Origin of the sequence: Chthonomonas calidirosea T49, assembly GCF_000427095.1 — a bacterium.
GTDB lineage: Bacteria > Armatimonadota > Chthonomonadetes > Chthonomonadales > Chthonomonadaceae > Chthonomonas > Chthonomonas calidirosea.
The window spans coordinates 636,391-654,006 of the sequence record NC_021487.1 but is presented as its reverse complement, the minus strand read 5'-3'; the positions used below and the strand labels follow the sequence as shown (position 1 = coordinate 654,006).

Genomic DNA, 17,616 nt, shown 5'->3' with positions numbered 1-17,616 from the left:
TTCAGAGTTTTTCAAGCAGTTCGGGAACGGCCTCGTAAAGGTCGGCTACGAGCCCATAGTCCGCAACCTCGAAGATAGGTGCATTCGGATCGTTATTGATAGCCACAATAACTTTAGAATCTTTCATGCCGGCTAGGTGCTGTACGCTGCCGGATATCCCCACGGCGATATAGAGGTCTGGAGCAACCACGCGACCGGTTTGGCCGATCTGCAGCTCGTTTGGGGCGATACCACTGTCCACGGCGGCGCGAGTGGCGCCTACAGCCCCGCCTAGGCGGTCGGCAAGACCGCCGATAAGGCGTTCGAAGGTCTCGGCATCTTTTAAGGGACGGCCTCCCGAGACAACGACACGCGCGGAGCTTAGTTCGGGGCGTTGTTTATGGGATTTTTCTTGCCCCATCCAGCGGGTCGAGGTTGGCAGCTCGGAAGGATCGAGCTGCAGTATTTCGACCGGACTCAGTGAGTCGGTGGTAGCTGCATAGAAGGCTGAGGTACGTATGCTTAGGATGCCTCTATTGGCCACCGGCCTATAGGTTTCAATAAGGTTCCCGGCGTAGGCAGGGCGCTGGAACAAGAAGCCAGCCTCATCTCGTTCGGCACGCATGATCTCGGAAAGCATTGGAAGATCTAGCAGCCCAGCTACGCGAGGCAAAAGATCGCGTCCAAAGGAGGAGGCGGGACCTACGAGCCAACTTGCTCCTTCCGATTGCATGGCTTTGACGACGATGGGGGCGACCTTGTCAGCTGTAGGATGAGCCAACTCCGTTAGAGAGCCAATTAGCAGTTTTTCGGCTCCATAGCGGCGCCACGGCTCCAGGGCGTCAAGAACGGTTGTTCCTCCGATAATGAGGAGTGAAAAGTTGTTAGGAGCAAACTGTTGTGCGAAGCCGATCGCAGACAACGTAGTCTGTAGCACGGTTTCGCCGTTGGTGTCTGCCAAAACTATCCACTTGGTCATCCCATACCTCCGTTCTTAAGAGGTCTTGTTCGGCAAGACTTTGGCTTCCTCGCGCAGGGCAGCGATAAGCTCCTCTACGTTTTGAACTTTGCGCCCAGGTTTGCGTGGCGGGGGAGTTTCACGTTTCACCAGAAGAAAGCCGGGCGAGGTGAGAGGCACCAGCTCGAAGCCGGAGAGGCGTAGGAGCGGTTTAGTGCGCGCTTTCAAAATGGCGGGTAGGGCCACATAACGCGGTTCATTCAGGCGTAGATCGGCGGTAATGACAGCAGGGAGTGTAAGCTCAAGTATCTCTCTACCGCTATCCACCTCGCGTGTCACTTGGGCGGTTTGTCCATCGGATGCCAAATGGATGGAGGAAGCAAAGGTGGCTTGTGGCAGCTGCAGAAGAGCAGCAAGGCGCTGGCCTACTTGATTTGAATCGTCATCGGTAGCCTGTTTACCCATAAGAATGAGGCGGGGTTGTTCGCGATGATAGATGGCAGCGAGAAGTTGACTTACTCTTTGGGGATCTGGTGGCCGTTCTTCTAGAATACAGATCGCCCGATCTGCCCCCATGGCGAGGGCCGTGCGCAGCGTTTCTTCGACTTCAGGACCACCAATGCTTACCACAATAATTTCAGTGGCGACGCCTTTCTCACGTATTCGGAGGGCTTCCTCAAGGGCAATGGCATCGAAAGGATTCATTGTCCAATTTAGGCCAACGGTATCAAGAGCTCCCTGCGGAGTCAGCCGAATCTTGGCATAGGGGTCTGGCACCCGCTTGATAGAGACAAGTATCTTCATAGAAATTTCCAGACGGAAACCGCTCCCTTGAGAGATTTTTCAAACACCTTGTTATTCTTCAAATTCGTGGTTTTTCCGTTGTTTTCCTGCTTTTAATGGGGAGAGCGTCGGCTTATTGTCGAGGCCATACAAAATGTTTTAAAGAAAACTGGGGCCCGTCTCTTCAAGCGGAGGCTAACAACGAGATAGAGGTGCTGAGGCCGATCAAGGCTCACTAGGGCAGCGTGGAAAGTCAAGTTGGAGAGCTACGCCCCCGGCAGGGATCGAACCTGCGGCCGACCGCTTAGAAGGCGGTTGCTCTATCCACTGAGCTACGGGGGCTTATAGAGAGCGGACCATTTGTGCTCGAGACCATTATCGGCGATGAAGCACTGTCTTTACACGCCGAGCAAAAGTATATCATATTCCTGCTGAGGAGGGCAAATGCCGCATCAGCTAAGGAGGGGATGACATAGGAGGCTGCGGTGCGATTTCGGGGCACCCATATGCGGAAGCGGGAGACGGGAATCGAACCCGCGTCGCCTGCTTGGAAGGCAGGAGCTTTACCATTAAGCTACTCCCGCATGCTGCATTTATAATATGGCATGAAAGCGGCCTCTACGTCAAGCGAGGATCGCAGCCGTCCAACAAGCCAACGCGTGGCAGCATTATATACGCTATACATCCGCCCTAAAAAGAAACACGCCGGTGACGAGATACATATCGTCGGCTCCCCAGTAGGCCTCCCATCTTTGAACGTTGAGGGTAGCGAGCCAAGTTTGGGCGATACCATCAAAAAAAAGTTGCACAGAGGGTTCGATTTGGAGGGCTCCGATCGTTGGAAGAGGAAGGGAAGCAGAATGTCCCATAAACGCTCCGATCTTGAGGCCGGTGCCAAGTGCCTTTGCGGAAGCCTCCATCAGCGAGAAATGGGCCGCTACGCGACGGCGTAAAGCCTCTTCATCATCTTGTTGGGCTGCGCTCTGAAACCGCTCAAACTCTAGAGGTCCCATGAAGCGGGCTGCTAAACGGTAAAGATAGGTCTTGTCTTTGTGTGGACTACGCAGTCGTGGAAGGTAGACCACGTCAAGCCCAACACCGGCTAGGTTTTCGTGTTTGGCCGCTAGGAGGAGGCGTTGACCCCCATCGTGAGTGTTGGAGATATGTAGGTACGGAATTGGATTCCCTTGGCGGGCTGGGTAAGGTTTTCCCAGGGGATCGTGAGTAAAAGAGAGACCATCGAGCGATTCGCCAAGAAAATGCGCGGCGAGCAGCAGCGCGTCTGCGTCGGTTCCAACGGTTTCAGGCAGCCAGACGAGGGTGGTGGGTGAGCGCAAGTGGGATAGCCAGCGGATGGCGGCCGTATGAAGTTGAGTTTCGAGGCGGCATATTTTGCACAGTTCGGCTAACCGATCTGGGGTTATCATGATGGTCAGACGGGCAGATCGGTGGTTTCAAGGGCAAGCTCCGCTGCTCGACGTCCTGAAACCAGCGCCCCATGAATGGAGCTTGAGACCGTTATCTCTCCAGCAAGGATAAGCCCAGAATAAGGTGTTTGTGCGGACGGCAGCAGTTCCCAGATACCTGGAGGCTGGGCAAACTGAGCGTGACGGATACGATAGGTGCGCAAGTGTCGCCAAGAGCCGGTGTCGGCGTATGGAAAGGCAGCAGCAAGCTCTTGTTTGGCACGCTGAACGAGCTCTTCGTCCTCCATGGCGGGATCCCCTACAATGTTGCAGGCAAGGAGGTGTTGACGGGGTGGTGCATAGGATGGAGCGATGTTAGAGACAAGCGCTGCACTCGTAACCAACCGGCCGACGCCGGGAAACAGAACCACAGCTTTCTCCGGATAGAGGGCTTGGGGAAGAGCAAAATAGACCGTTGTGGCGCTGCGCCACGTGGCAGGAAGATGAAGTCCCGCCAGTTTTGCAGCCTGGTGGAACTCGGTTGCTAGCACCACCTTGTCGGCTTCGATATGTTCTCCATTTTCCAAAATGATTCCCTTGACACGATCTCGTTCTTTCCAGAGGGCAGCAACGGGACTGTTAAGGTGAAGGCTGTTGGCAGCTAAGCTGCTGGCGATCTGTTGAGCAATGGCGCCCATGCCGTTCTCAGGTAAGGTCGCTTGTGATTCGGCCAGCATTTTAAACACAAATGCAAACATTCGGACGCTGGTATGTAGGCGTGTTTCTAAAAAAATACTGCCATAGAAGGGGCGGATGAAGTGGTTGATGAAGGCGTTGGTGAAACCATACTCTTTGAGGAACTGCTCCGTAGTTTTATCGGGCTGTTGAAAGAGATTTTCAACGGAAAGTTTTTTGACCTGGGATTTCAGGCGTAGCACGAGAAATCGATCTTTTAGGGTAAAGATGGGGGCAAAAGCGGTGGCCAGAAGCGTGGAGGGTGCACGGCTTGGGTCGGCGACCAGGTAGAGTTTGTCTTGGAGATGAATGAGGGCTCCAGGAAGAAAGGAGTGCAGACGGAGGGCATTGAGATCGAGCTCTGTTTGTACAGCCGGATAGGCCGGAAAGAGCACTTGAAAGCCCCTATCGAGTAAAAAGCCATCCATGTAATCCGTACGAACGCGGCCGCCCACAGCATCCGAGGCTTCATAGAGATGTGCGTAATGACCAGCACGCTGAATAATGCGAGCGCACGCTAATCCCGAAAGGCCGGCCCCGATCACGATGACACTTTGTCTCTGCATATTTCGCTCCTTAGCCACTATCCTAATTGTACCGGACTTACAGCGAGAGGAGATCATGATGGAATACGATATATGTTAGTCAATTAGGCAAAATGGTTAGTGAAAACAGGCGTTCACACCCTATGCGTAACACCGGACATAATGGCATTACTCTTCAGAGACGTTTGTGCCTTCTGCGGCCGGCTGGCGTGTTACGATCTGGAGGATGTTTTGCTGCGTTTCTGGGGTCAGCTGAGTGTAATGGCGCACGGCGTTCCGTTGTTGTTTTGCGGCATAGAGCGCGATATCGGCTTGGCGTATCAGATCTTCTGGGCTATGAACTGTTTCGGAGAGAGAGGCAACACCGATGCTGGCCGTAACTCCATCGTTGGAAAAAGTATGCTCAATAATCGCTCTTAGGCGTTCAGCTTGAGCGATGGCCCCGCTTTGATCGGTAAAGGGAAGGATGACAGCAAACTCCTCGCCTCCATAGCGAGCTACCACATCGGTGGAACGTGCGCGAGTTTGGAGCAATGAGCCAAGGGTATTAAGGAGGGCATCGCCCGCAGCATGACCACGCGTATCGTTAACACGTTTAAAATGATCGAGGTCTATAAGCAGGAGTGAGAGAGGTGTTCGGGTATTGCGGGCATGTTGGAAAGCATGGTTTAGGCGATCTCGGAAGGCACGGTAGTTGCGTAGCCCTGTGAGATAGTCGGTCATCGCCATGCCGCCGAGATCGATATTAATCCGTTCGAGTTTTTGTAGGCGCTCATGGAGCCGGCGGTTATGACGATGGAGGCGTGCGACATGGTCGGTAATCAGTTTTTCAGCTTGCTTTCGCTCCGATATGTCGCGTGCAATAGCCTGGAAACCAAGAATACGGTCGTCACGGGTAAAGAGCTGCACACTCTGCCCAATCCATACGACTTTTCCTGGTTGGGTAATGATAGGGAATTCACAGTAAGTTGATGGGGTGCGCGAAGAGACCTGGCGCGCATAGAAAGCGAGTATTTCTGCTCGATAGTCCGGATGGATCAGCTCGGAGAAGTGCACTCGGCGCAGCTCTTCGAGAGAGTAACCAAAAAGTCTCAGGGCGGCAGGGTTAATGTAGGTGATGTAGCCGGAGGGATCGGTGCGGTAGATGAGATCGGCAGCTTGTTCAACGATCTGACGAAAGCGCCGCTCGCTACGACGAAGGGCGCGGATGTCGCTTTCGCGCTCGGTGACATCAAAGATCGTATATTGCAGCAGTGGCTGTCCTTCGCGAACAATCGGGTAGATAAAGACATCGGCATCACGCACTTCGCCCTGCGCGAGGCGGTAACGGGCGCGAAAGAGTGAGGCTGCCTCTCCTGGGGTTGGGAGAGGTGCCCCCTTTTGTGAAAGGAGATCGAGGTCTGCAATATGCCGACCTCGGAGGGCCTCCACACCGTAGCCAAAAAAGCGAACGGCGGCGGGGCTAGCATCAACGATCTGTCCTGTTGCTGGATCCACGGAAAGGCGAATGGTGCCGGCTGCGGCAACCGCTTCGGGGCGTGAGGCTGCGGCGGCGGTTTCTTCTCCCTTTTTTGAGGCGGCTTGGGCTTGCTGAGCTTGACGTAGAAGAGCATTTTCGCGTTTTAACTCCTCGATCTTCTCTTCAAGCCGCAGTAACCGTTCCAAAAGTGTGTTTGGGTCCATTCTTTCGGCGATCTTATCAACAACCATCGAGATTTCCACATCGGCAGCTACTACTACAACAACAGCTTGCTTGTCATTATATCACGTCTGCAGGGTTGAGACAACTGGTGTTTTTACTTGAGTTTTGACGGTAGGAGGTAGGTATTTAACGCTCTTTGGAAATAAGGCGTAGGAGGTAGGCCCCATAGTCGGTGTTTTTGAGGCGATCGGCTTGGCTTTGTACCTGTTCGGCGGAGATGTAGCCGAGTTGGTAGGCTATCTCTTCGAGGCAGGCGATCTTTAAGCCTTGTCGTTCTTCAATAACGCGCACGAAGTTAGAAGCTTCGAGGAGCGCCTCGTGGGTGCCGGTGTCGAGCCAAGCGAATCCGCGGCCCATTAGCTCGGCGTGCAGGCGTCCCATCTGGAGGTAGATATTATTGACATCAGTGATCTCTAGTTCACCTCGCCAGGAGGGCTTTACTTGGGCTGCGATCTCTGTGATCTGTGCATCGTAGAAGTAAAGGCCGACCACTGCGTAGTTGGACTTTGGAGTTTCTGGTTTCTCTTCTATCGAGAGCACATGGCCTTGCTGGTCAAACTCTATAACGCCGTAGCGCTGTGGATCTTTCACCCAATAGCCAAATATCGTTGCGCCTGTGGTTCGAGAGGCGGCTGCTCGTAGCATGGCAGGCAGTCCGTGCCCATAGAAAATATTGTCGCCTAAGATAAGACAGGCGGGGGAGCCATTGAGAAAGCTTTTGCCAATGAGAAAAGCTTGGGCAAGCCCTTCTGGGCGCGGTTGTGGAGCATAGCTTAGTGAGATACCGAACTGACTGCCGTCGCCCAACAGTTTTTGAAAGAGGGGCAGGTGATGAGGTGTAGAGATAAGCAGGATGTCACGAATACCGGCCAACATAAGTGTGGAGAGAGGGTAGTAGATCATGGGTTTATCGTATACTGGCAGCAGCTGCTTCGAGATGGCAAGAGTTGCGGGATACAGGCGTGTTCCCTCGCCTCCCGCCAAAATGATACCTTTCATTGATGAAGCCCTCCGAATGTAGGTTTTAGTAGCGACGTGCTTGTTCCCAGTTCCAGGCCGTCTGTACGATCTCTTCCAGCGTTTGAAACTGAGGATGCCAGCCCAGCTCTTGTTTGGCTTTTGTGGAGCTAGCGATGAGCCGTGGTGGATCTCCGGCGCGGCGAGGGCCATCGAGGGTTTTTATTGGGCGACCGCTGATCGTTTCACAGGTGCGGATGACCTCGCGTACTGAATAGCCTTGTTCGGTACCGAGGTTGTAACAGGCACTCGGCAACCCCCTGCGCAGACGTTCTAGGGCAAGGGCATGGGCTTGTGCCAAATCGAGAATATGAATGTAGTCGCGAATGCAGGTTCCATCTGGAGTGTCGTAGTCGGTGCCGTAGACGGTGATATGTTCACGCTTACCCAGCGCAACTTGGAGGGCTAGGGGAATGAGATGGGTTTCAGGATCATGACTTTCACCAATACGCCCTTGAGGATCGGCGCCGGCCGCATTGAAGTAGCGCAGGGAGACAAAGCGCATGTTATAGGCACGGTCGTAGGAGTGAAGGACACGCTCGACAAAAAGCTTGGATTCACCGTAAGGGTTGATGGGGTTTTGTGGATGGTTTTCATCTATAGGAACATATTGAGGAAGACCATAGGTGGCACATGTGGAAGAGAAAACGAAATAGCGAACACCATGGCGGCGCATAGCTTCGAGTACCTGGAAAGTCGCAAGGGCGTTGTTCTGATAGTACTTGGCCGGTTGCAGCACCGATTCCCCAACATAAGCGTAGGCAGCGAAATGGACGACCGCTTCAATTGGGTAGGTTTGAAAGAGGTGATCGAGCAGCGCTATATCTGCCATATCACCGATGACAAGGGGGACGTTTTTCGGTACAGCCTCCTTGTGTCCATAGACCAGGTTGTCGAGGACGACGATCTGTTCGCCCCGTTCCATCGCGTACAAAACGTAATGACTACCGATGTAGCCGGCACCTCCGGTAACTAGAATCAAAACTTCTTCTCCTTTTGGTTAATCTGTCAGACGATATTTTATTATAGTCCAGATGGCGATGAGTCCATCTTTCCAGCTCACTTTTTTGCCTTCCGTATAGTCACGACCGCTATAGGATATGGGCACTTCATAAATGCGATAGTGTCGTTTGGCGACTTTGGCTGTGACTTCCGGCTCGAAGTCGAAGCGGTTACAGCGAAGAGGAAGTGACTGGATGATCTCTCGTTTAAATACCTTGTAGCAGGCCTCCATGTCCGTGAGATTAAGGTTGGTAAGCATATTGGAGAGCAGCGTGAGGAAGCCATTACCTACGCGGTGCCAGAAATAGAGAACACGATGGGGTCCGCCTCCAAGAAATCGACTTCCGAAAACCACGTCGGCCCTTCCATCTAGGAGAGGTTCAAGGAGGGATGGATATTCGCGGGGGTCGTATTCGAGATCGGCATCCTGAATGATCACGTAGTCCCCTGTAGCGTGAGCGATAGCGGTACGGATAGCAGCGCCTTTACCACGATTACGCTCGTGGTAAATGACAGCCACGTCGTCGAATTGGCCCTCCACATGTGTACGCAATAGCTCCCGTGTGCCGTCTGTGCTGCCGTCGTCTACAATGATGATCTCTTTAGGGATATTAACCGAGCGCACGCGTCGCAAGATCTCTAAAATTGTTTGCTGTTCGTTATATACGGGTATCAGCACGGAAAGGCGATAGGCGGGTTTCGCCAACTGGGCTCCTCCTTAAAGCATGCGAAGGACTTCTTTGAGATAAGCGGCGCTAGGGAGCTTTGAACACTTTGGTAGCATTATACCCATTCCTTAGGTAAACCTAGAGAGTTCGTCGGCTAAGCAAGGCTATTCCTTGGGAAATTTAGGTAGAATCTATGGGGTCAGCAAGAGGAACCTCTGTTGACAGCGCGTCGTAGAAAAGACTATAATGTTTATAATACAGACCAAGTAAGTCAACATTTATCATGCTGGCGAACCTGGTCCATTCCTAGCTCAGCTTGCCGCTGAGTAAGAGAACCGTATTAAAGTACAGAGATTTCGAGGAGGTGATTTCGATGAGTGAGGAAGTGGTAACACAGCGTTCGCTCCCACGGCTCAACGAGCCAGCGCCGGATTTTACGGCGGAGAGCACACAAGGCCCGATTACGCTTTCCAGTTTTCGTGGCAAGTGGGTGGTTCTTTTTTCCCATCCGGCAGATTTCACTCCCGTGTGTACCACGGAGCTTGTCGAGTTTGCGCGCCGTTACGAGGAGTTCAAGGAAATTAACACCCAGCTCATCGGTTTGAGCGTAGACAGCGTCTATGCTCATCTAGCTTGGGTGCGCAACATGGAGGAGAACTTTGGGGTCAAGATACCCTATCCAATGATAGCGGATTTGAACACCAACGTAGCGCAGCTCTACGGGATGATCCATCCTGGTGCTAGCTCCACGGCCACAGTAAGAGCGGTGTTTGTGATTGATGACAAAGGCATTCTGCGCGCGATGATCTACTATCCTCTCACCACCGGACGCAATGTAGACGAGATCTTGCGATTGGTGAAGGCGCTGCAGACAACTGATGCCTACAAGGTATCTACCCCAGTTAACTGGAAGCCTGGGGATGAGGTGATCGTCCCCGCGCCTACCACACTGGAAGGTGTGGAGAAGCGGCTTAGCCAAGAGGAGGGTGTAGAGGTTAAAGACTGGTACTTTGCTAAGAAGAAGATTTAGCTTCACCGACGAAGCGTACTAGGAGAGGCAGTATTGCACTGCCTCTCTTTTTATTGCACCGACCGTTAAAGGCGGCTAGGGTGAAGTTTGCGAGTGGGTCTATACGTATTCAAAGGTGACTCTGAAAGGAGAAGATCACCTAGATGATCGAGGGCAATAAAAAAGGCACTGCTGCTTTCACTCCAGAAGATACGCCTACATCTTTTGTCTCCCGACCTGTCTGCACGCTACACACGGGCAGGCTGGGGGAGCTTATACGTGATGCATTTGGCATGCTGCTCAACAACCCGCTCAGATCGGCTCTTACCATCAGCGGCATCGTGATCGGAGTTTTAGTTATTGTAACCCTCATCGCCATCTTACAAGGGGTGCGCGCCGAGATCGCCAAACAGGTGGATGGTCTGGGAGCAAATCTGGCAATGATCGTACCCGGCCAGCTTGATGAGAATGGGCAGCCCAATCCAGCGGCGTTGTTGGGCGTGTCACCGCTTACGGAGAACGACGTAGCCGCTCTGCGGCGTGTACCTGGAGTGATGCGTGTCTCCCCGGTCTATTTTGTAAGCGGAACCGTAAAAGGTCCAAACGGAGTTGTGGCCTCAGCATTTGTGGTAGCCACGAATGAGGCTGGCGTTCAGATGAATCGCACGCCCTTAGTGGCGGGTCACTATTTTTCGGATGATGCGGGCTACGTATGTATTTTGGGGGCTAAGCCGAATGCGTCGCTTTTCGGAAAGCGTTCAGCGGTTGGTCAGCAAGTTTTTATTGCAGGGCATCGCTGGAAAGTTGTAGGAGTTTTAGGAAAGCCTCCTGGCAGCGATATGCCCGGAGGGCCTGTGCCGGGTTTCGATACCCTTGTCTATTTACCTGCGAACTTAGTACGGCGCGTGATACCCCACGTACAAGTCAATCGAATTGTATTGCAGACCGATTACAGGCATCCCCCAGATAAGTTGATCCATGCCATCGAAAGCACGCTGTTGGTGAATCATCACGGGGTGGAAGATTTTGGGCTTATCACGCAGCGTACGGGGCTTAAGATCGTTTACAAGCTGATCAACATGGCACAAGCTTTGCTTGGGCTGATCGCGACGATCTCCCTATTTGTGGCAGGGATAGGAATTATGAACATTATGTTGGTGACCGTAACGGAGCGGACGCGCGAGATCGGTATTCGCAAGACGGTAGGGGCACGCCGCAGCGACATATTTGTGCAGTTTTTAACGGAGGCCGTCGTTTTATCTTTGGTAGGAGGATGGATAGGATTGGTTTTATCATGGGGAATTTGCGATATAGTCGGTCACTTTTCCGTGCTTCATCCCCTCATTTCACCGACTCTCGTTTTGTTAGCTCTGTTCGTTTGCACGCTCATTGGTGTGCTTTTTGGGGTCGCTCCGGCCATTCGGGCAGCTCGGCTCGACCCCATCGAGGCACTACGACATGAGTAGGATTCCTATCCGCTCTTCAAAATCTTGACCCATACGTTCCGATGGGTGAGAGGTTTTTCAGCCTAGATATAGATTTTATAGGCTTGAAGGTGGTTATAGGCTCCAAAGAGCGCCCAGGAGGCGCCCATAACGTAGTCGCCGAGGATAAGGCCTAGGAAGAAGGGAATGGCGGCTTGATAGGCTTTCATACCACCGGCGCGTACTAGAAAGAACTTTACTAGCCAGGCGATGAAAAAGCAGAACCAGAAGTAGTCCATGGCAAAAGAGACGGCCAGGGCGTAGCCGGCCGGATGGAATGGCCACCAGAGAAAAGCTCCCCGCATGAGACGTAGGAACAGCACCAACAGAAAGCCACCGATAAGGTAGGAGATTTGGCGAATATCCACACGTGCAGGAGTTTGTAGCCACTGTTGAAGGTTATTGTAGCTTTCTCCACCAACCCACACTTTGAAGCCGATGCACTTTGCGGTGGCGCCATTGGTAAAAGTGACGTGGATGTTGGCCCAGCACGCAACTAGGGCTCCCCAAACGAAGGCGATCACGAGAGTGGTGATGATGGCGCTTTGACGAATACGTGCCATTTCACCCATGCGCATGGCTTCCAACTGGTTGGGCATCGGATGACATCGGTAGCCTCGATTAAACCAGTACATGACGGAGAGATCGGTCAGGTTTTGAGCGCCCAACGTTTGGCTTCCGAAGAGCGTAACTAGGATAAGGCGTGGGTTCACAAAGTAGATTTCGTGTGGGGTTCCTAGTTCTGCGCGGGCTCGGGTGATGGTAATGGCAAGCAGAAAATAGAGACCGAAAAAGAGAATGGCGACCCATGGAGACAGGTTGATGCGCCAGCTATAGATAGCGAGAATCAACGTGCCAATCGCTAAACCGAAGAAAGCCCCTCTGTAGTGGCGAACCATTTCTGGCTCTTCGAGCGGGTTGAGCGGCTCACGCTGAAAAGCCACGCGCCAGGCATGGCGAAACTGCCCACGCAAGGCCCAAACGACCGTCAGCCCCCAAGCGATCCAAGCGCCGCTCGCCTGTTGAGGGAAGTAGGGAAAACCACCGCTGCCAGGGCCATCGAGGCCAGTTATAGCACCGAATACTTGGAAAAGCTTACGTGCAACGAAGAAGAACCAGCAGGAGAAGGAGAGATCCAGAGGGACGAAGTAGGCTAAGCCGATGGCGAACGGGTACATAGAGATGTTTGTGTCGCGAATGGCGTTCCAAGGTCGGCTGGTGAAGTATTGGCCAATGTTATAAAGTTTCAATATAGGGATAAAGGGCCAGGAGGGATAAAGGTTATGCATGCCGTTGATGAGATCTAAAATGGCTGCAAGGAGAAAGCCCGCCCACATAGCGCGACTGGCTAGCAGATCGGAAGCAGCAGTTTGGGGATGAGAGGTAAGAGCAACGGGCAACTCTACGATGGGAAAAGCAAGGCGTTCGTGGCCACTCCAGCGGGTACGAATAAGCACATTCAGACAGAGGCAGATGCCGATGAGCGTACCGATAAAGAGGAGCCACCAGAACAGAGGCGCAATAAAGGGCACCCAGTAGTGTGGATCGTAGGGGGAAACATCACCACGGTAGAAGCCTTTTAATGCCACCGGATCGCGCACAAGCCAAAAGTTGGGAAGCAGAGGAAAAAAGAGAGTCTTCCAATGGTTTTCTGGAGTGGCAAAATAGGAAGCGTGACCGATGGAGCCAAAGAGGTTTTGAAGCATATCGTGTGCTGCCATAACGGTGCCCACAACAAGAATGATATAGACGAGGAGCAGCTCCTGTTGCGAGAGCGCCCAACTCGGTTTAAGCGATTTTAAGCCACGATTGAGAAGAACGAGCCAAAAAAGGAAGAAGATAGGCATGATGAACAACGGTAGGCAGGTGCCGTCCAGGGAGTACCAACGGACTTCAATAACGGTAGTCCAAAACGTTGCAGGAATGGTAAGCAAGAGACCTAAGAGGACGGCACGTAAAGAAAACCCCCTTGCAGGAGTAACAGCCTTTGAATTGAACGCCTCAGAAGGATCGGCTGTCGAATACGACTGGGGTACTCTTTCTGTAGTCATGGCGTTACATACCGTTTGTAAGGAGTTTACTAGGTGTTGTGTCCATCGGCCATCGAAATCGTTTGGGGGAGAGTGAATAAGTATAGAAGCAGTATACCAAAACTTTGCTAGAATCTATGCGATTTCTGTCTATTAAACGGAAGGAGAAGAGCGTTTGATTCGCATTAAAATTTGCGGCATTACAAATAAGGAAGATGCATGGGTTGCTGCTGAGGCGGGCGCCGATGCTCTCGGTTTTATCTTTGTGCCGAACACTCCTCGCTATATAGGCGATCGAAGCGATCTAGAGGATCTATTGGAGAATCTTCCACCATTTGTGACACGGGTAGGAGTTTGTCGCAACCTATCGGATGCGTCGCGTTTACGTGGCGTTCCGCTAGATGCGATTCAGCTTTACGAGCCGCCGCGTATGGAGGAGCGGGCGCTGCTTTCGGTGGTGTTGCAGGGCCGAGGGCTCATATTAGCCTGTCGAATGCGCAGTGTAGAGGATGCTTTGGAAATAGGAAGTCGTTTGGAAGGTTTAGCGATTTCTGGTGTACTGTTTGATGCCTATGACGAGAAGCGGTTAGGAGGAGGTGGAGTGGTTTTTGATTGGAATTTAGCGTGTCTTGCCAAGAGCCGGGTTTCAGTGCCTGTGATATTAGCCGGGGGATTAACTCCGGAGAATGTGGAGGCTGCGATTCGGCAGGTAGGCCCTTGGGGTGTGGATGTATCGAGTGGGGTTGAGGTTGCGCCTGGAAAGAAAGACCCCCAAAAAGTCCGGCAATTTGTGGTCAACGCACGCCGTGCAGACATTTGTAAAGCAAGCGGGTAAAATAAAAACGCCTCCACGCGCAAAGTTAGCGGGAGGCGTATAGCCGGATCTTTGGCGTTTTAGGTGCCAAGGTACTCCTCTAATGCACGCAAGCGTGCGGCGGATTTCAGTTTTTTTATAGCTAGTATCTCTATTTGGCGCACACGCTCCCGCGAAAGATGGAGAGTTTCTCCTATCTTTTGGAGCATCTGTTCGCAGTTTCCCTCAAAGCCAAGCCGAAGGCGCATGACCTCGGCTTCCCGTGGGGTGAGAACGGAGAAGAGACTCTCTATCTGTTGACGCCGCTCCTCTTCGATCACAACCTCTTGGGGGTCTACGGTATCCTGGTCGTTAAGGAGCGTAAGAAGCGGTGTGCTCTCATCTTCACCGACCAGAGTATCGAGCGACAGTGGCTCTTGCGCCGTTTGCAGCAGGAGGCGAACCTTAGCCACCGGCATTCCTAAGCGTTCAGCGAGTTGTTCGGCGGTAGGCTCTTCCTGGAGTTCGGTGAGAAGCTGCAGACGGGCTTTTTCTAGGCGCCTTAACGATTCGGCCACGTGGGCAGGCACGCGAATGGCTTTTGCCTTCGTATCTATGGCTCGGCTAATGGCCTGGCGTATCCATGGGGTGGCATAGGTGCTGAGACGACAGCCACGCTGTGGGTCGAAGCGTTCGACTGCTTTCATCAGCCCGATCGCACCTTCTTGGACAATATCCTCAAAGGAGATGAGAGATGTATGATAATGGTGAGCAATACCAACAACCAGTCGCATATTTGCCTCGACGAGCAGGTTGCGTGCCTGTTGATCGCCTTGGCGAGCACGGTTTGCCAACTCGATCTCCTCTTCGGCCGTCAGCAGGCGCCTACGTGTGAGGAAGCGCAAATAGGAAACCCCCTCTTGAGGTACTTCTGCGCTCTCATGAGCCGGTTTCGACGGAGAGTCAATGCAGTTAATAGACTTGCGTGACGATTCTTTTTTTCGCTCATTCATCATCTTGCGAACGCCTTTCGTTCAAATCGGATGGAGGTTCTAGGATGAGCGTGTCTCAAATAGAGGGATGCTCCATAGTGTATCCTCTCTATGCGTACAGCATAGTACATTCTATCGTCATATCGGGGCAGGTAAGAGAACATCCCCAACCTATTTTTTTCCATAGGAGAGTTCACCTCATCGTTAGAAACCTACACCGCTTGCGAAAAACCAGTAAATACTCGTGTTTGACACGAGAAGAGCAAAATACGAGTAGTAAGATTTTTCTGAGTGTTTCCCGTTCTATGGCCGTTGACCGCAATACGAAGCGGAGACGACCCTGGCTGCCCCTCCTTTGGCTTCCGGGTCATGGAAGCACGGCGTTCGCGTTCTGCCGGTCGCATCCGAACCATGTAGCCTCACTTTGCCTCCTCAGGCCATCCCTTCTGCCTAGGGTGCTATCTCTGAGGCAGAACGTTTTGACCAGGCGGCTGGTCGAGGCACGACGTGCAGACGACAAGGAGATAAATCAATGAGAGCGCTTACGAAATCATCTGCTGCACGATCGCTGGATACCTATCTGCAAGACGTCGCGACGCCTCTTACTGCATTAGACGATTTTTTTAGCAAAAATGTTTGCCGATTGGCAGTCAATCGCAACGGAACGTTATGTTTCGGCACGGAGGAGGGTATTTTTTACCAAAATCGGCGCCGCGCCTACTCGGTCATTCCTAAGCTCCTTAGCTTTGGTTTTTTACCGGATAACCGCCTCGTCCTGTTGGGATCTGATCAGCTCGTTATTGAAGGAGAAGAGCCGCTAGTTTTGCCGCAAGGGATACACGTCGTTGGAATGTCTATTTCTCCTGAAGGAGACATCTACATCGCAACCCGTTCAGAGATATGGAGACGGGTGAAGGGAAAGTGGGAGTCTTTTGGAATAGATGTCTCTCTCTGCTCTTTCGCCGTGGGTGCCTACACAACCATCTGGATAGCAGGCAACAAGCGGCTTTATGTATATGAGGGCGGTGTGTTGCAGGATGTAGATGCAGTAGCCCCTCCGCCGGTTCTTCCCGTGCGCTGCATGGATTTAGGAGCTGATGGCGTTTTGTGGATAGGGACACGGCAGGGCGCTGCCTGTTTGCGCGACGGAGTCTGGAGATACTATGCCGGGAGGCGCTGGCTACCGGATAACGAGGTGCTCTCTGTCGCAGCCGACCAGAAGGGAGGAGCGTGGATCATGACACGCAGCGGTGTTGTGCATTTAGAACGACGGCCCATGACGTTGTTACAAAAGGCAGAGCACTACCAACGTCTCACGGAGCAGCGACATGAGCGTAACGGGTATGTGGCCGAATGTTTTTTGACTCGGCCGGGCGACTTAGAGAGCGTGTTACTGCATGCCACGGATAACGATGGCCTATGGACGGGGCTGTATTTGGCGGCGCAAAGTTTTCGCTATGCGGTTACAGGAGAGAAGGAAGCGGCAGAGCGAGCGCGGCGCTCGTTGCGGGCACTTCTTGACCTCGTTTATGTTACAGGCGTTCCCGGTTTTCCTGCTCGTGCGCTCATCCGGCCTGGCGAGCGGGTGTTTCAGTCAGACCCCGGTCCGAATTGGTACCTATCTCCCACTATGCCGGGCACCTTTTTTAAAGGGGATACCTCTTCCGATGAGATTGATGGCCACTACCTCGCTTGGTATCTCTACTACAAACTTGTAGCAAATGAAGAGGAAAAGACAGAGATCGCGGAAGTGTGTCGTGCAGTGACCGATCATATTCTTGATAATGGCTTCACATTAGTTGGTCCTGACGGTAAAGTGACCTCTTGGGGAGTTTGGACACCCGAGAAGATCAATGATGATCCAGATTGGGTAGATGAGCGGGGGCTAAATGCTTTAGAGATTCTATCCCACTTGCGAGTAGCCCTCTATTTGTGTCCGAGTCTGCGCTATGAGGAGGCCTATAGCGAGCTTGTAAGGAAACACCACTACGCGCTCAACACACTCTTACAGAAGGTATTGCCTCCTCTAGGGGTTAATAATCACTCCGACGATGAGCTAGCAGCTTGTGCTTACTATCCGCTTCTTCAACTTGAGTCCGATCCGTCGTTACGTGCGTTGTATCTTTTAAGCTTAGAGCGTACTCAGCGAATACTCCGGCCGCAGCGTTCAGCTTTTCACAACATTCTTTACGCAGCATGTACTGGTAGGAAAGAAGATGTCGGTGCGGCTATTACCTGGTTGGAAGAGAGCCCTCTTGATCTAAGAAACTGGGCGATGAAAAACAGCCACCGGCGCGATGTAAAACTTGCTACAGAACGCGATAGATTTGGTAGGTTACAGTTAGAGGAGGTGCTATCTCCTGCCGAGGTGGGAGTCTATAAGTGGAACGCGAATCCGTTTGTGGCCGACACAGAGGGGGAGGGTGAGGTGGAGTTAGACGGATCGCATTGGTTGTTGCCGTATTGGATGGGGCGTTATCACGGCTTGATCGGCGCTTGACAATCGATATACC

At 52.6% G+C, this 17,616-nt stretch carries 14 protein-coding genes and 2 tRNA genes; 4 read left to right on the top strand and 12 right to left on the bottom strand.

Going from position 1 to position 17,616, the window contains the following annotated elements:
- Position 1: 1 nt before the first annotated feature.
- From CCALI_RS16705 to CCALI_RS02835, 10 genes are all read right to left on the bottom strand, one after another.
- Entirely contained in the window at positions 2–958 is a 957-nt protein-coding gene (locus CCALI_RS16705; RefSeq protein ID WP_016481971.1) for an electron transfer flavoprotein subunit alpha/FixB family protein, read from the bottom strand.
- Positions 959–973: 15 nt separating this feature from the next.
- Complete coding sequence (locus CCALI_RS02875; RefSeq protein ID WP_016481970.1) at positions 974–1,741, bottom strand: electron transfer flavoprotein subunit beta/FixA family protein; 768 nt, start codon at positions 1,739–1,741, stop codon at positions 974–976.
- Between the two features lie 248 nt (positions 1,742–1,989).
- Positions 1,990–2,062 (bottom strand) — tRNA-Arg (locus CCALI_RS02870).
- A gap of 171 nt (positions 2,063–2,233) precedes the next feature.
- A tRNA-Gly gene (locus CCALI_RS02865) sits at positions 2,234–2,304 on the bottom strand.
- Between the two features lie 93 nt (positions 2,305–2,397).
- A complete protein-coding gene (locus CCALI_RS02860; protein WP_016481969.1) occupies positions 2,398–3,147 on the bottom strand; it encodes a 4'-phosphopantetheinyl transferase superfamily protein in 750 nt (249 codons plus the stop codon).
- Positions 3,148–3,152: 5 nt separating this feature from the next.
- Entirely contained in the window at positions 3,153–4,427 is a 1,275-nt protein-coding gene (locus CCALI_RS02855; protein ID WP_016481968.1) for an NAD(P)/FAD-dependent oxidoreductase, read from the bottom strand.
- 147 nt (positions 4,428–4,574) lie between these two features.
- Positions 4,575–6,116 (bottom strand): GGDEF domain-containing protein, encoded by a 1,542-nt coding sequence (locus CCALI_RS02850; RefSeq protein ID WP_016481967.1) that lies wholly within the window; start codon positions 6,114–6,116, stop codon positions 4,575–4,577.
- A gap of 118 nt (positions 6,117–6,234) precedes the next feature.
- Positions 6,235–7,107 (bottom strand): glucose-1-phosphate thymidylyltransferase RfbA, encoded by an 873-nt coding sequence (gene rfbA / locus CCALI_RS02845; protein ID WP_016481966.1) that lies wholly within the window; start codon positions 7,105–7,107, stop codon positions 6,235–6,237.
- A gap of 25 nt (positions 7,108–7,132) precedes the next feature.
- The gene (gene galE, locus CCALI_RS02840; protein ID WP_016481965.1) at positions 7,133–8,107 is read right to left on the bottom strand and encodes a UDP-glucose 4-epimerase GalE; all 975 of its coding nucleotides are present in this window, start codon (positions 8,105–8,107) and stop codon (positions 7,133–7,135) included.
- An 18-nt stretch (positions 8,108–8,125) separates the two neighbouring features.
- Entirely contained in the window at positions 8,126–8,833 is a 708-nt protein-coding gene (locus tag CCALI_RS02835; RefSeq protein WP_016481964.1) for a glycosyltransferase family 2 protein, read from the bottom strand.
- A 335-nt stretch (positions 8,834–9,168) separates the two neighbouring features.
- Between CCALI_RS02835 and CCALI_RS02830 the strand changes: the two genes are divergently transcribed.
- Together CCALI_RS02830 and CCALI_RS02825 are read left to right on the top strand one after the other, a co-directional pair.
- Positions 9,169–9,825, top strand: a complete 657-nt coding sequence (locus tag CCALI_RS02830) for a peroxiredoxin (RefSeq protein ID WP_016481963.1) — start codon at positions 9,169–9,171, stop codon at positions 9,823–9,825.
- A gap of 143 nt (positions 9,826–9,968) precedes the next feature.
- Complete coding sequence (locus tag CCALI_RS02825) at positions 9,969–11,270, top strand: ABC transporter permease (protein WP_016481962.1); 1,302 nt, start codon at positions 9,969–9,971, stop codon at positions 11,268–11,270.
- Positions 11,271–11,332: 62 nt separating this feature from the next.
- Here the strand turns inward: CCALI_RS02825 and CCALI_RS02820 are convergent, their stop codons facing one another.
- Positions 11,333–13,339, bottom strand: a complete 2,007-nt coding sequence (locus tag CCALI_RS02820; RefSeq protein WP_016481961.1) for a DUF6785 family protein — start codon at positions 13,337–13,339, stop codon at positions 11,333–11,335.
- 154 nt (positions 13,340–13,493) lie between these two features.
- On the opposite strand from CCALI_RS02820, the gene CCALI_RS02815 reads away from it, so the two are divergent.
- Positions 13,494–14,153 carry a phosphoribosylanthranilate isomerase gene (locus tag CCALI_RS02815; RefSeq protein ID WP_016481960.1) on the top strand — a complete coding sequence of 220 codons (660 nt, stop codon included), beginning with the start codon at positions 13,494–13,496 and terminating at the stop codon, positions 14,151–14,153.
- Between the two features lie 59 nt (positions 14,154–14,212).
- Here CCALI_RS02815 and CCALI_RS02810 read toward each other — a convergent pair whose 3' ends face one another.
- Positions 14,213–15,127, bottom strand: coding sequence for a sigma-70 family RNA polymerase sigma factor (locus CCALI_RS02810; RefSeq protein WP_016481959.1), 915 nt, complete (start codon positions 15,125–15,127; stop codon positions 14,213–14,215).
- Positions 15,128–15,635: 508 nt separating this feature from the next.
- On the opposite strand from CCALI_RS02810, the gene CCALI_RS02805 reads away from it, so the two are divergent.
- The gene (locus CCALI_RS02805; protein WP_016481958.1) at positions 15,636–17,603 is read left to right on the top strand and encodes a hypothetical protein; all 1,968 of its coding nucleotides are present in this window, start codon (positions 15,636–15,638) and stop codon (positions 17,601–17,603) included.
- Positions 17,604–17,616 lie beyond the last annotated feature (13 nt).